General features: G+C 40.9%; 12 protein-coding genes. 7 read left to right on the top strand and 5 right to left on the bottom strand.

Annotated elements, in window-relative coordinates; translation table 11 throughout:
* Positions 1–7: 7 nt before the first annotated feature.
* The 4 genes from MuYL_RS10190 to MuYL_RS10175 form a co-directional block, all read right to left on the bottom strand.
* A complete protein-coding gene (locus MuYL_RS10190) occupies positions 8–778 on the bottom strand; it encodes a hypothetical protein (protein WP_094570464.1) in 771 nt (256 codons plus the stop codon).
* A 1-nt stretch (position 779) separates the two neighbouring features.
* Positions 780–1,616: an ABC transporter ATP-binding protein gene (locus MuYL_RS10185; RefSeq protein WP_094570463.1), complete on the bottom strand. Its 837-nt coding sequence runs from the start codon at positions 1,614–1,616 to the stop codon at positions 780–782.
* A 110-nt stretch (positions 1,617–1,726) separates the two neighbouring features.
* Positions 1,727–3,172 carry a cardiolipin synthase gene (gene cls, locus MuYL_RS10180; protein ID WP_094570462.1) on the bottom strand — a complete coding sequence of 482 codons (1,446 nt, stop codon included), beginning with the start codon at positions 3,170–3,172 and terminating at the stop codon, positions 1,727–1,729.
* 3 nt (positions 3,173–3,175) lie between these two features.
* Entirely contained in the window at positions 3,176–4,195 is a 1,020-nt protein-coding gene (locus MuYL_RS10175; RefSeq protein ID WP_157740741.1) for a metal-dependent hydrolase, read from the bottom strand.
* 192 nt (positions 4,196–4,387) lie between these two features.
* Between MuYL_RS10175 and MuYL_RS10170 the strand changes: the two genes are divergently transcribed.
* From MuYL_RS10170 to MuYL_RS10150, 5 genes are all read left to right on the top strand, one after another.
* On the top strand, positions 4,388–5,038 hold the full coding sequence (locus tag MuYL_RS10170) for a phosphatase PAP2 family protein (protein WP_094570460.1): 651 nt from the start codon (positions 4,388–4,390) through the stop codon (positions 5,036–5,038).
* Positions 5,039–5,078: 40 nt separating this feature from the next.
* The gene (locus MuYL_RS10165; protein ID WP_094570459.1) at positions 5,079–5,963 is read left to right on the top strand and encodes a diacylglycerol/lipid kinase family protein; all 885 of its coding nucleotides are present in this window, start codon (positions 5,079–5,081) and stop codon (positions 5,961–5,963) included.
* Positions 5,964–6,138: 175 nt separating this feature from the next.
* A complete protein-coding gene (locus MuYL_RS10160; RefSeq protein WP_211710263.1) occupies positions 6,139–7,221 on the top strand; it encodes an efflux RND transporter periplasmic adaptor subunit in 1,083 nt (360 codons plus the stop codon).
* Positions 7,218–8,477: an ABC transporter permease gene (locus MuYL_RS10155; RefSeq protein ID WP_094570458.1), complete on the top strand. Its 1,260-nt coding sequence runs from the start codon at positions 7,218–7,220 to the stop codon at positions 8,475–8,477. Before MuYL_RS10160 ends, MuYL_RS10155 begins: the two co-directional genes overlap by 4 nt.
* Position 8,478: 1 nt before the next feature.
* Positions 8,479–9,186 (top strand): ABC transporter ATP-binding protein, encoded by a 708-nt coding sequence (locus tag MuYL_RS10150; protein WP_094570457.1) that lies wholly within the window; start codon positions 8,479–8,481, stop codon positions 9,184–9,186.
* 41 nt (positions 9,187–9,227) lie between these two features.
* Here MuYL_RS10150 and MuYL_RS10145 read toward each other — a convergent pair whose 3' ends face one another.
* Positions 9,228–10,100, bottom strand: a complete 873-nt coding sequence (locus MuYL_RS10145) for an inositol oxygenase family protein (RefSeq protein WP_094570456.1) — start codon at positions 10,098–10,100, stop codon at positions 9,228–9,230.
* Positions 10,101–10,254: 154 nt separating this feature from the next.
* Between MuYL_RS10145 and MuYL_RS10140 the strand changes: the two genes are divergently transcribed.
* Both MuYL_RS10140 and katG read left to right on the top strand, forming a co-directional pair.
* Entirely contained in the window at positions 10,255–11,262 is a 1,008-nt protein-coding gene (locus MuYL_RS10140; protein ID WP_094570455.1) for a LacI family DNA-binding transcriptional regulator, read from the top strand.
* Positions 11,263–11,503: 241 nt separating this feature from the next.
* Complete coding sequence (katG, locus tag MuYL_RS10135; protein WP_094570454.1) at positions 11,504–13,738, top strand: catalase/peroxidase HPI; 2,235 nt, start codon at positions 11,504–11,506, stop codon at positions 13,736–13,738.
* The last annotated feature ends 128 nt before the right edge of the window (positions 13,739–13,866 follow it).

Genomic DNA, 13,866 nt, shown 5'->3' with positions numbered 1-13,866 from the left:
CATTCCCTTAAACTTGTTTTTCTTTTAAACGATAATACGCTGCAGCCCATAAAATAAGCGATGCAAAAATCAGGATGTATATCACCAATGCATCGTTCTGCCTTATACTTGCTACGGCCACGTTCCTGTTATTTTCAAAAAACATAATATTACTAAATGGTGTAGCCGGGCGTACTTCCCTTTTTATTAGCGTCTCAATAAACCGGGTATTCATCAACGTAAGCACTACTATCGAGATAAAAAAACAAAATGCTGTTTTTATAAAATGAAGCTTTTCAAAAAACACTGCCCCCCACATAGCAATGCTATGCAGTAAACTAAAAACTACAAAAAGAATCGTCATTGGCTCAGCAAAAACATTAAACACTTCGGTATGCTGATGAGGCCAATGTTTAAGGCTCAACAACAGCATCAGGATAAGATAAAAGCAACCTGTATAAATAAGCGAAAATATCACATAGGAAAACAGCCAGCCTACAAGAAATTTTTCAAAATGAGAAGCAGGCAAAGTAAGATACCCTATTGCTTTTTTCCTGTCACCTAAATCGGTAAATATGATGCTTGTAAATATTGCTCCGGCTAAAAAATAAATAGCTACAAACAGCAGGGTTTGCATGCTTAAGTCTATTGGTGCAGGTATTAAGTAAACCAAAAAACTGCCTCCCACAAGCATAACACCAAGCAATACCGTCAAGCTCATCAGGTACGTTTTATAATGCTCTGTAAGTTGTTTTATAAACAGCAGTGTAAATCTTTTTGCATTAAATATGTTATTCATATTAGCTGGCTTTAAGCGTTTTTATGAGTGTGCCGTTACCGTTGGTTATGGCATTAAAAAATAGCTCCAGGTCTATTTTGCTGAATTTTCCGGTTGTGTTTTTAAGGATAGCATTTTTGCCGCGCATGCCATCTTCCTCATATAATACTTCCAAACCGCTGGTATCATTAAAAACGCCGAAAGTTATTTTTTCAGTAATTTCTTCTACCGAATGGTTTACAACAATTTCACGATCATGCAGAATCAAAAGAGTATCAATCAAACTGTCCAGATCCCGTACCTGGTGGGTGGAGATCACAATACAACGATCTTCGGTTAAAATGGACGCGATCAGTTTCCGGAATTGAACTTTTGAGGGGATATCCAGGCCATTGGTAGGCTCATCCATAATCAGTAAGCTTGTATTGGTAGCAAGCCCGAAAGCGATCATAGCTTTTTTTTGCTGCCCAAACGACTGTTTGTCCATCATAGAGGCGGGGTCAACATCCAGCGCTTTTAAATATTGATAAAAATCAGCGTTGCTGAATTTTGGATAAAAGCCTGCCGTGCTTTTTACAAATTGTTCAGGCGTTAATGAGGGAACAAATAACTCCTCAGCCAAAAAGTACACATCTTCCAAAACACTTACAGGTCTCCCGGAAACATTAATGTCATTAAATAAACAACTCCCCTGTTCGGGGTATGCCAGGCCCACTATATTTTTTAACAAGGTTGATTTGCCTGCTCCATTTTTGCCCAGCAATCCGTAAATATGGCCTCTTTGTAAGAAAAGGCTCAGATCTTTAAAAAGCAGCGGTTTGCCCCGGTAACCAAAACTTAAGCTCTTAATTTCTATCATATCGACAATATAGTGTATTAGTATAATAGTACACTACAAATATAAATTAGAAATTTTATCATATCCTAATAAATCAGGAAATAAATTTTGAGCGAAGGGTTATGGGGAAATTAAAGCAGGGGCGCAAATAGCCTGCAAAGTTTTTCGGGCAATTGTTTAAAAAGCGTCCGCTTTCTCCACGCTTTGGGATCTATCTTCACGGCATCTTTAAGGTCATCTAAAAATGCAGCCTTAAGTTGGGCCGCAATTTTGTCATCATATATAACACTGTTTACTTCAAAATTAAGCTCGAAGCTGCGGTGATCCATGTTTGCTGTTCCAACTACAGCAAGTTTATCATCTGCTACGATAGTTTTGGCATGCACAAATCCTTTTTTATACAGATAAATTTCTGCGCCACAATCCATTATTGATCCGTAATACGAGCGGGCCGCCGCATTAACAATAAATGAATCGGACTTTTTGGGTACCAGCAATTTTACCCGTACCCCACTTAATGTGGCCATATTAAGTGCATTCAGTATGGTTTCGCCTGGTATAAAATAGGGAGAAGTAATTAATATTTCCGTCTGCGCCATGCCGATAACTTCCATCAGAGACAGCATTATTGTTGGCGTTTCCGAATCAGGTCCGCTGGCAGCTATTTGTACAACTGCATTACCTTTTGGGCTTTTTTCACTGCAAAAAAACTCCGGTATTATCTTCAGATGCTGGCCTGCGCTAAAGTTCCAGTCTGCAATAAACAGGTATTGTAAATAAAATACTCCCGGGCCATTAATTTGCACGTGCGTGTCCCGCCAAAATACCTGTTTTTTATTAATCGGTTGGTTTATGTACCGGTCGCTAACATTAATTCCTCCTACAAATCCTGCACAGCCGTCCACCACTATTATTTTACGGTGGTTACGGTAGTTGGTTCGGTTTGAAAACGCGACAAAAAATATCTTATAAAAAGGAAATGCTTCTACTCCTCCAGCTATCAATTCGGGAACAAGGGTATGCCTTATAGAACGGCTGCCAAAATCATCATAAATAAATCGAACCTTTACCCCTTCCCCAGCCTTTTGAATCAGGATATCCTTGATTTGGTTGCCAATATTGTCATTTTCAAAAATATAATATTCAATGTGGATATGATGCTTTGCATCTTTTAGGGCTGCTATAACTTCAGGGAATTTATTTTCACCGTTTAGTAGCAACTTAACCTCGTTGTTTCCACTTAACGGGCTGTTATCATTTAATAACAGGCGCGCCAGTTTCTTATGCGATCTTACCTCAGCTTCGCCCGAGTTCCATGATTTCTCAGACTCCAGAACTATCTTTTCACGAATTTCTTTCAGTAACTTGCTATCAGTAGCGATCTTTTTACTGTAGATCTTGTTTTTACGATAATTAGCACCAACTGCAAAATATATGATGATTCCAAAGCCGGGAAATAAAATAGCAACCAATAAGTAAGCAAAGGTTTTACCGGTAGAAACGGTATCATATAAAATACGCAAGCATACCAATATTACTATTATTACATAAATGGAACCAAGGATATACCAATGCATAAATTAAAAATTTGCTTGTCCGGCAATACGACGCAGGTAGCGTTGCAAGTTACTTAAGTTTAGGTCCTGTAGTCTTCTCTTTTGCAATAACAAGCCGTCACTATCATTTACAGTGGACAACGGATAACTGAATATAAATGGCGTTCCCGGCTTTGCCCAGCCCTGCACTTGCCCAAACCGCAGGATATTAAAGTAATAATTATTGCCCGATTGTGAAATGGTATAATCACCTTCACTCAAAGCTTTTAAGTTATTTACCAAAGTAGTATCTCTGATCAGGTTTAATGCAATTTCATTTTTCAGGTGTTTGTCATAGGCTATCTTTTTATCGTCAAAAATTGAAATGTAGCCAGTGTAGTAACTGCTGTCTGTAGCTGCCACTATGTACCAAAGCATACTGTTTAAAGGTGCCGGGGTACTAAAATACCTTACGGCAGTTATTTTTTGATCTTGAAAAGATTTATTTACCCTGTTATTAATAATGGTTTTGTTAAATCCGGCAAAACCGAGATAAACCACGGAAAACAGTATGGCAGCCGAAGACCATTTACTACGGTTAGGATTAGCTGTGCTTTTAAAGATTAAAAAGATCGTTGCAATAATTAAGCTGATGGTAAATAAGGGGTCTGCAACGTATAATAAATTAACGGAAAAACGATGATGGCTAAACGGTTCCAATAATCCGGTGCCATAGCTATTGCAGGTATCTAATAAATCGTGCAAGGTTAATTGGAAACAAAAGAAAAATAGGAATACCTGCAGCGGTATATTACTGCGCCTGTGAATTTTATACGCAAGCAGCGACAACAGCACCCCTGCTAAAATTGCAAATAGCAAAGAGTGTGTTATCCCCCTGTGGATCAAAAACCCTTGAATAACTGGATAAAACGGACTGAAAAATGTATCTATATCCGGCAGACTTTGGGCAAATGCTCCCCACAGCAATGCCTTTTTACCCATTTTTTTACCGAGTATGATCTCGCCAACACAAGCACCTAATGTTAAATGAGTGATGGAATCCATCTTGCCGTTGTTTGTATAATTAAGATCACCAGGAGTAAATGTTTTTTGGAAACCGCAATTTATCAAATAAGCGCAATACACAGCCGTTTTCAAACAATTATTATGATATTGGGGTTAATCTATCTTTGTAAATTCCACGCCAGCACATAAAGCCTGGCTTTTAAATAGTTGTAATCACCAACCATAAACTAAATGCAATTAACCGAGCGTAAGAAAAAAATAATGGTGTATGTTATTGGTGGGATTATAGTTGGTTTTCTGCTGCTCACAGCATTTGTTATTATTTTTCAAACCACATTTATTGATAAAGAATTTTCCGAAGAGATCCAGGAGCACCAGAACCCCTTTTTAGATACAGCAATGAAATTTGTAAGCTGGTTTGGATACATGCCCAATGCGGCGTTAACAGTATTAGGCACCTGCTGCATTTTTTTATTCTATGGCTATAAAAAAGAGGCCATTTATCTTGCTATGTCGATGCTTTCAGGTTTAGTGAGTACTATTTTCAAATTTGTTATTAACCGGCCCAGGCCAGCAGAACCACTGGTACGTATTGTAGCGAAAGCCAGCCAGCAAAGTTTCCCAAGTGGGCACATGCTTTTTTACGTGGTGTTTTTCGGCTTTTTAACGTTGCTGATGTTTCAGCTAAAAAATATTGCGGTATTTGTTCGGGTTACAGTTGCTGTTATATCCCTGCTGCTGATATTTGTTGTCCCTTTTTCACGTATTTACCTGGGCGCGCATTGGTTTACGGATGTACTGGGAGGTTTCCTTTTAGGTTTACTATGTTTATACCTGCTCAGCTTTTATTATTTAAAGAGCCCGAACAGTAAATATTTTTAACGCTTTATTTGTCATTACCTTTCCTTAAAAAGAGTTAACCATGGAAATTGCCAAAGTTTTTTTTATCATAAATCCATTTGCAGGCCAGCAAATACCGGTGTTAGAATCTATAAGCGATATTTTTGACGGAAGTAAAATTGAGTACCAGGTATATGAGCTTAAAGAAGGAGAAAGCGCCGAAACTATTGCCCGTGCTCAAATCGGAAGCTATGATCTGATTGCTATTTATGGCGGCGACGGCAGTGTCACAGCAACCGGATCTGCACTTATTGGTACTAGCACCCCTCTGGCTATTATCCCGGGAGGAACCGCAAATGTGCTTGCTAAAGAAATGGGGATCCCAACGGAAGCTAAAGAAGCATTAACTCTTATTCATAACGGGCGATATAAGCTTAAAACCATAGATACCGGCCGGGTAAACGGCCAGCCTTTTTTATTGCGGGTAAGTCTGGGAATTATGGCAACGATGATAACGGAAGCAGTGCCCGAACTTAAGGACCAATTGGGGCAAATGGCTTATGGTGTATCAGCAATAAAAACAATTTATGAAGCTGAGCCGGTTAATTATACCATTGATATTGACGGGAAAATAATACATACGCAAGGAGTATCACTCACCATAACAAATTCAGGCAGTATGGGCATCGGCGACCTGCAACTGCAACCGGGAATAAGTATCAGCGATGGTTTGCTCGACATTATTTTGTTAAAAGACGCCGGTATTTTATCATTAGTTAAAGCTGCCGGAAGCAGCTTACTTCAATATAAAACCGATGCGATCAGTCATTGGGCGGGCCGAAAAGTAAAGGTTACAATGCAGCAGCAACAGGTGTATTTACTTGATGACTGTGGGTACGAAGCAAAAGAGCTAAACATTGAGGTTATTCCTTCATCGCTTTCAGTGGTAATACCGGTAAAAGATTGATGCTTATAACCTGTCAACAACACTTAGTATTCACTTGAAACCAGGCTTAGAGAACGGTTCAGCCTGATTGGATTAACGCAGTTCAATATAGTGAACAGGATATTACTGACATTTATCATCTTTTTTAATGACTACAAACATTGAAGAGCCAGCGTCAGAACACTAGTTTTGATTGATGAGTAAAAAGCTATACTTTTTAATTGCAGCATTATTTTGCAGCGCGTGTCATAGCGATAACGAAAAAACCAAACCCGTCATAGCTCCTATCACTGAATCTGTTTATGCTGCAGGGATAATTAAGAGCAAGGATCAATACCAGGTATTTCCTAAGGTTAATGGTATTATCCGCCGCGTATTTGTAACTGAAGGCGATAGTGTGAAAATTGGCACGCCATTGCTCTCTATATCTAATGATCCGGAGAGAATCACAAAAGAAAATGCTGAACTGGAGGCCAATTTCTTTGATTTTAGCACCAACCAGGGTCAAATAAACGAGGCGCAAAAGCTTAAAGATGCTGCCAAAAGCAAAATGCGGAACGATTCGGCATTGTACTCAAGACAACAGGCATTGTGGAAGCAACAAATAGGTACTAAAGTGCAATTGGAACAAACTGCGCTTAATTATGAAAACTCGCAAACAGCATACTTTTCATCGGTTGTAAAATATAACGACCTAAAGCGGCAATTAAAATTAAACTCCCAACAGTCAAAAAAGAAACTGGCCATTGCGACCAGGCAGGAAAGCGATTTTATTTTAAAAAGTGAGGTAAACGGCACGGTGTACAGGGTTTATAAAACCAAAGGTGAATTGGCCGGATCTCAAACGCTCCTGGCATTGATTGGTTCAACCAATAAATTCCTCCTCGAAATGCAAATAGATGAGTATGAAATAATTAAGGTTAAAATAAACCAGGAAGTACTGATCACAATGGACAGCTATAAAGGAAAAGTATTTATTGGGAGGGTAACTAAACTTTACCCAATAATGGATGAAAAAAGTAAAACGTTTTTGGTGGAGGCTGAATTTATTAAACAACCAGATACTTTGTACCCAAACACAACATTTGAGGCAAACATAGTAATACGAACCAAAAAAAATGCTTTACTGATTCCAAGGGATTATTTATTGAATGACGCATTTGTTATTAAGGGTAAAAATGATACAGCGCGTGTAATAACAGGTTTAAAAGACTACCAAAAGGTTGAGATTTTATCGGGGGTAAAAGCAACCGATGTGTTAAGGAAACCGAAGCAATGAAGTATAAGCTGATAAGGGATATATCGTTTGCACTGTTACTTGCCCGCTGGCGGCAAACGCTGGTGGCAGCAATAGGCGTTACTTTTAGCATCGCCATGTTTATTGCGCTGTTAAGTTTTATGGGCGGACTTAACCAACTGCTTGATGGGCTGATCATTAACCGCACACCGCATATCAGGCTTTACAATGAAATTGAACCATCAAAAAATCAGGCTGTTAATTTATTTCCCGAATATAAAAAATACCACAACTTTATAAGTTCAGTTAAACCCAAAAATGAACTGCTAAGAATCCACAACAATAGTGCAATTATTAAAATGCTGCAGGCTGATCCGGCAGTTGCCGGGGTAGCCCCCAAAGTTACGGCACTGGTGTTTTATAACTCAGGGGCAATTGATCTTACAGGCAATGTCGCCGGAATTGATGTGGACGCTGAGAACAGGCTTTTTTCACTTAAAGATTATATTACCCAAGGCAATTATATTGATCTTAAGAATGTACCTAACAGCATAATACTTGGCGTGGGCGTTGCTAAGAAAATGATGGCGAATGTTGGCGACGTGATTCGTTTAACTACCAATACAGGCCAGCAGATGCCCTTAAAAGTTGTTGGCTATTTTCAATCCGGCGTACAGGATATAGATAATGTGCAAAGCTATACTTCCATTGGCACGGCCCAAAAATTATTAGCAGAATCAAACAATTATATTACTGATATACAAATTAAACTTAAACATATAGAACAAGCCCCGCAATTAGCCAGGCAATACCAAAAGCTGTTTGATGTAGATGCGATTGATATACAAACGGCAAATGCACAGTTTGAGACCGGCTCGTTTATCAGAACGCTCATCTCGTATGCTGTCGGTGTTACGCTGTTGATCGTTGCTGGGTTTGGCATCTACAACATCCTCAATATGATGATTTATGAGAAAATGGATTCGATTGCAATTTTAAAAGCTACCGGCTTTTCGGGTAGAGACGTGAATAGCATATTTATAACCATTGCTTTGTCGATCGGGATTTTTGGGGGCATTGTTGGTTTATTAGTGGGCTTTGGATTGGCGGAGATCATTGATCAAATCCCCTTTAACACGGCGTCTTTGCCCACCATTAAAACCTACCCGGTTTCTTACAATCCCGCTTTCTATCTTATAGGCGGCACATTTTCAATAATCACCACCTATTTTGCCGGGTTCTTACCGTCAAGAAAAGCGAGTAAAATAGATCCGGTAGTTATTATAAGAGGAAAATAATATGGAGAAGATATTGGAAGCTGTTAGTATTACCAAATATTTTCATGACCCGCATACGGTTAAGGTTTTGAATAATATCAATTTTACATTATTAAAAGGCGAATTCGTTTCGATAATCGGCAAATCGGGCTGCGGGAAATCCACCCTGCTTTATATCCTGTCAACCATGGACACTGACTATGAAGGAGCGGTTTTAATTGAGAATGTAAGCCTGGTAAACAGAAGTGAAGCGGAACTCGCCCATATCAGGAACGAAAAAATTGGTTTCGTTTTCCAGTTTCATTACTTATTGAACGAGTTTTCCGTTTTAAAGAACGTAATGTTACCGGGACTAAAGCTGGCAAAACTGTCTGCAAATGAAATTGAGCAAAGGGCATACGAAAAACTCAAGATTTTAGGTATTGAAGCTGAGGCCTTAAAAAAACCCAACCAGTTATCCGGCGGGCAAAAGCAACGCGTGGCTATTGCCCGGGCTTTAATAAATGATCCGCTGATTATAATGGGTGATGAGCCGACCGGAAATCTCGATAAAAAAAACAGCGAAATTGTTTTCGACATCTTTAAAGAGCTGGCTGACACTTATCATCAAACGCTGCTGATTGTTACCCACGACAATGAATTTGCAGGCAAAACGCAAAGGATCATTGAAATGGAAGATGGAGTAATATTGAAAACCATCAACAACTCCCCTGCTCTTCCGTTACATTAATTTTAAAATAGCCCTGAAAATGCGCTGATCATTAATTCATTTTACAATTTAACAGTGGCAGGAAAATACTTAGCCAGTAAATCTTCATAATACGGCTTAAGTTCTGACACTACCGGCGGAACCGGACTTTTTGAGTAAAGATCGTAAGGATTAAATTTATCTACCCATTTAAACATTTCCTGGTCATTGGCATTAAGCAAATGATCGTACTCATGCTCACGGTGTTGCGCGTAAAAAGAGTGATAACGGATCATATACAGTGCAGGCTCGGGCAGGTAATCTTTGGTGATATGGTATAAATATTCGTCGTGCCCCCATGACATGTGGATATTATCCAACCCGCATTGGTGCGAATAAACACCGTAACTGGTATTATATCGTTCATCATAAGTATCCGGGTTGTCTGCAAAAAACTCCGGGTAAACAATTTTATCAGAAAACTTACAACCTACCGGGAATGTGTCTCCAACAACATTCCATTGTGGTTCGCCAAATAAACATAACACTTTACCCAGGTCGTGAATAAAGCCGGTTAACACAAACCAGTCAGGGTGTCCATCGGCACGGATCGCTTCCGCCGTCTGCAGCAAATGCTGTAACTGATCAAGTGAGGTATCGGGGTCTGAATCGTCAACAAGGGTATTTAAGTACTCCATAGCCTGCCACCAGGGCATTTCCTTTTTATCAAACTTCAAAAAGTTTGCCTTTTTGGCCAACACATTCTCATAGGTTTGATATTTATGGTTTAAACGGTAGAACTCTCGTACCCCATCAAGTTCCGGTTTATCGTAATTCCTGAATTCCTCTTTGCTTTTAGCCGGCCCACCGGGTTCCGGGTAACGGCTTAATACATCGTCTTCCCAAACGTCTAAACTCGCCAGGGGTGTTCCCTCGTCATTGTTTAAATTATTCATAGCTTACAGGTTTTTAATTGGTTGAGGAACCTAATCCTTGTTAAAATTCACAAAAATTTCAATTGGATTCACATTAACAAGCCTATTTTTTTACGTAAACGTTTACGTAAAAACTGTACTTTAGAAGTTAATTCAGGAGCTTATATTTATAGGAATGGGTAGTGTTAATATAAAAAAACTTGCGCTTGAGCTCAATTTATCCGCAGCCACGGTTTCAAGAGCGTTGCACGACAGCTATGAAATAAGCACGGAAACCAAACAGCGGGTTTGGGCCCTGGCTAAAGCATTAAATTATCAACCCAACCATTTTGCAAGCAACCTGCGGCAGCAAAAAAGCATGACCATAGCCGTAATTGTTCCCGAAGTAGCCAACAACTTTTTTTCGCAGGCAATAAACGGGATCGAAGAGATTGCCCGGCTTCATGATTATCACGTGCTGATTTATCAAACCCATGAAAGTACTGAAAAAGAAATAGCACTTATAAAGCGTTTATTAAGCGGCCGGGTTGATGGTATTTTAATTTCAGTAGCCAGCAATGCCAACGACAGTGAGCACTTTAAAGAACTGATAACCCAATTGCCGCTCGTTTTTTTTGACAGGCTGTATGAAGACATAGAGGCAATTACTGTCACAACCGATGATTACGAAAGCGCGTTTAATGCAACGCAGCACTTAGTAGATTGCAACTGTAAAAAAATCGCCTACCTGCAGGCGTTGAACAACCTTTCAACAGGAAAGAAACGGCTTGCCGGTTATTTGGATGCTTTAAAAAACAACGGTATTATTTCCGATGAAGCTTTGATTATTAAAAACTGCGACGATGAAAATAAGAATTATGAACAGGTAAAAGGCTTACTCATCACTCATAAACCGGATGGTATTATCGCATCTATTGAGGACCTTGCCCTACCCTGTTACTATGCTTGTAACGATTTGAATTTGAATATCCCGGCTGACGTTAAAATAGTTAGTTTTTCTAACCTTAAAACGGCGCCGCTTTTAAAGCCCTCCCTTACCACTATAACGCAACCAGCGTTTCAAATCGGGAAAGAAGCAGCCACCATACTATTCAGCGTGCTTAATAAAAAGGACATTCAGCCAAACGAAACAAAGGTTTTAAAATCAACACTTATGATCAGGGAATCAACCGGCATGGGTTAATAAAATGGTGTGGCAACAACGGTAACGCTTGAAAAGCTGCTTCATTTTCGACACTGGCTATTATTAATAAGAATGTTTATGATGCGACATTCCTAGTAGGCTTGTTGTTTACAGAATATTTTTAAGCAACACCTTAAACTCAACCATGCTTATGTAAAAAATTAACTTATTTAATGTGGAGATCTAGCAGGTTAATAGATATTCTAACTAAATTAGTTGCTATAAACCAATTCAATAAAACATGGAAAATAACGGATCTCAAAGCCTGGCTGAGCTAAACAAAAGCACCGCCAAATGCCCTTTTTTGGGCGGAGCTCTAAAACAAAGCGCAGGCAGCGGCACCCGAAACCGCGACTGGTGGCCTAACCAGCTAAAATTGAATATACTGCGTCAAAACTCATCACTGTCCAATCCAATGGGTGAAGCATTCAATTATGCGAAGGAGTTCAGCAGCCTTGATCTGGACGCCGTAAAGAAAGACATCTTCGAATTGATGACCACCTCACAAGAATGGTGGCCTGCTGACTACGGGCACTACGGACCATTTTTTATCCGGATGGCCTGGCACAGTGCAGGTACTTACCGCATTTCTGACGGCCGCGGTGGCGCGGGCTTCGGTACCCAGCGTTTTGCGCCGCTCAACAGCTGGCCTGATAATGCAAACCTCGACAAAGCACGCCTGTTGCTTTGGCCAATCAAGAAAAAATACGGCAAGAAACTATCCTGGGCGGATCTGATGATCCTCACCGGCAACTGCGCGCTCGAGTCAATGGGCTTCGATACCTTCGGTTTTGCCGGCGGGCGTGCCGATGTTTGGGAACCTGCGGAAGATATTTATTGGGGGGCTGAAAAAGAATGGCTCGGTGACACCAGGTATTCGGGCGACCGGGAGCTGGAAAATCCGCTTGCTGCTGTGCAAATGGGTTTGATATATGTGAACCCGGAGGGGCCTAATGGAAACCCTGACCCCGTCGCTTCAGCCCGCGATATCCGTGAGACTTTTGGCCGCATGGCAATGAACGACGAAGAAACAGTAGCATTAATTGCAGGCGGACACACCTTTGGTAAAACACACGGTGCCGCCGACCCTGGTAAATATATTGGTAAAGAGCCTGCCGCCGCTGGCATAGAAGAACAAAACCTGGGCTGGAAAAACAGTTACGGAACAGGTAACGCAGACAACACCATTACAAGTGGTCTTGAGGGCGCTTGGACCACTACCCCAACAAAATGGAGCAATAATTATTTTGAAAACCTTTTCGGTTACGAATGGGAATTAACTAAAAGCCCCGCCGGTGCACATCAGTGGAAACCGAAAGATGACGCAGGTGCCGGTACCGTACCGGATGCACACGATCCGTCAAAACGCCATGCACCTTTTATGCTGACAAGTGACATCGCCCTGCGCGTAGATCCTGCCTATGAACCCATTGCCAGGCACTTTTTTGAGCACCCTGATGAGTTTGCAGATGCTTTTGCACGGGCATGGTTCAAGCTTACACACCGTGATATGGGTCCGCGTGCCCGCTACCTTGGGCCGGAGGTACCCTCGGAAGAGTTGATCTGGCAAGACCCTGTTCCTGCTGTTACGCATGAACTTATTGACAGCTACGACATCGTTGCACTAAAAAGTAAAATTCTGGCTTCCGGGCTATCTGTAGCCCAATTGGTATCAACTGCATGGGCATCAGCGTCAACTTTTCGCGGGTCTGACAAGCGCGGCGGTGCAAATGGTGCACGTATCCGGCTGGCTCCGCAGAAGGACTGGGAAGTTAACAATCCTGCTCAGCTTGCCAAAGTATTAGAAACGCTTGAAGCCATTCAAACGGAATTTAACAACAATGCGGTTGGCAATAAAAAGGTATCAATAGCTGACTTGATTGTTTTAGGCGGATGTACAGGCGTTGAACAGGCCGCAAAAAATGCAGGGTATGACGTAAAGGTTCCCTTTTCTCCGGGACGTACAGATGCATCACAGGAGCAAACCGATGTACAATCATTTGCCGTGCTGGAGCCCAGTGCAGATGGGTTTCGCAATTACTTAAAGCCGGTGCATGCGGCGTTGGCAGAAGCAATGCTTGTTGATAAGTCACAATTATTATCGCTTACCGCCCCGGAAATGACGGTATTGATAGGCGGCATGCGTGCACTGAATACAAACTTTGATCAGTTTCAACATGGGGTATTCACTAAACGCCCGGGCTTGCTTACTAATGATTTCTTCATCAATCTGATTGATCTTGAAACAAAATGGAGCGCTGTTCCGGGATCACAGGACATCTTTGAAGGGCGTGATCGCAAGACAAATGAAATCAAATGGACTGGTACCCGCGTTGATCTTATCTTCGGTTCTAATTCTGAGCTTCGGGCTGTAGCAGAAGTGTATGCGTGTGAAGATTCAGAGGAGCAATTTATACATGCCTTTATCGCAGCATGGGCTAAAGTGATGAACCTGGATCGCTTCGATCTGGCCTGATTAATAACTATTTTGAATTACGAAAAAGGTGGATTTACAACGATCCACCTTTTTTTGCACTCTTTAGGGAATTTATCTTAGCAAATCAAAAGGCTGTTGCTCGTATTCGGCAAATGATGTAACCTGTT

The sequence above is a fragment of the Mucilaginibacter xinganensis genome (assembly GCF_002257585.1).
GTDB classification, from domain to species: domain Bacteria; phylum Bacteroidota; class Bacteroidia; order Sphingobacteriales; family Sphingobacteriaceae; genus Mucilaginibacter; species Mucilaginibacter xinganensis.
The sequence above is the reverse complement of the archived record's forward strand: the minus strand, read 5'-3'. Positions and strand labels throughout refer to the sequence as shown.

Bases quoted from the DNA above. Each gene is read 5' to 3' on its own strand.
- MuYL_RS10190 (WP_094570464.1), bottom strand. From the start codon at position 778: ATGAATAACATATTTAATGCAAAAAGATTTACACTGCTGTTTATAAAA.
- MuYL_RS10185 (WP_094570463.1), bottom strand. From the start codon at position 1,616: ATGATAGAAATTAAGAGCTTAAGTTTTGGTTACCGGGGCAAACCGCTG.
- cls (WP_094570462.1), bottom strand. From the start codon at position 3,172: ATGCATTGGTATATCCTTGGTTCCATTTATGTAATAATAGTAATATTG.
- MuYL_RS10175 (WP_157740741.1), bottom strand. From the start codon at position 4,195: ATGGATTCCATCACTCATTTAACATTAGGTGCTTGTGTTGGCGAGATC.
- MuYL_RS10170 (WP_094570460.1), top strand. From the start codon at position 4,388: ATGCAATTAACCGAGCGTAAGAAAAAAATAATGGTGTATGTTATTGGT.
- MuYL_RS10165 (WP_094570459.1), top strand. From the start codon at position 5,079: ATGGAAATTGCCAAAGTTTTTTTTATCATAAATCCATTTGCAGGCCAG.
- MuYL_RS10160 (WP_211710263.1), top strand. From the start codon at position 6,139: ATGAGTAAAAAGCTATACTTTTTAATTGCAGCATTATTTTGCAGCGCG.
- MuYL_RS10155 (WP_094570458.1), top strand. From the start codon at position 7,218: ATGAAGTATAAGCTGATAAGGGATATATCGTTTGCACTGTTACTTGCC.
- MuYL_RS10150 (WP_094570457.1), top strand. From the start codon at position 8,479: ATGGAGAAGATATTGGAAGCTGTTAGTATTACCAAATATTTTCATGAC.
- MuYL_RS10145 (WP_094570456.1), bottom strand. From the start codon at position 10,100: ATGAATAATTTAAACAATGACGAGGGAACACCCCTGGCGAGTTTAGAC.
- MuYL_RS10140 (WP_094570455.1), top strand. From the start codon at position 10,255: ATGGGTAGTGTTAATATAAAAAAACTTGCGCTTGAGCTCAATTTATCC.
- katG (WP_094570454.1), top strand. From the start codon at position 11,504: ATGGAAAATAACGGATCTCAAAGCCTGGCTGAGCTAAACAAAAGCACC.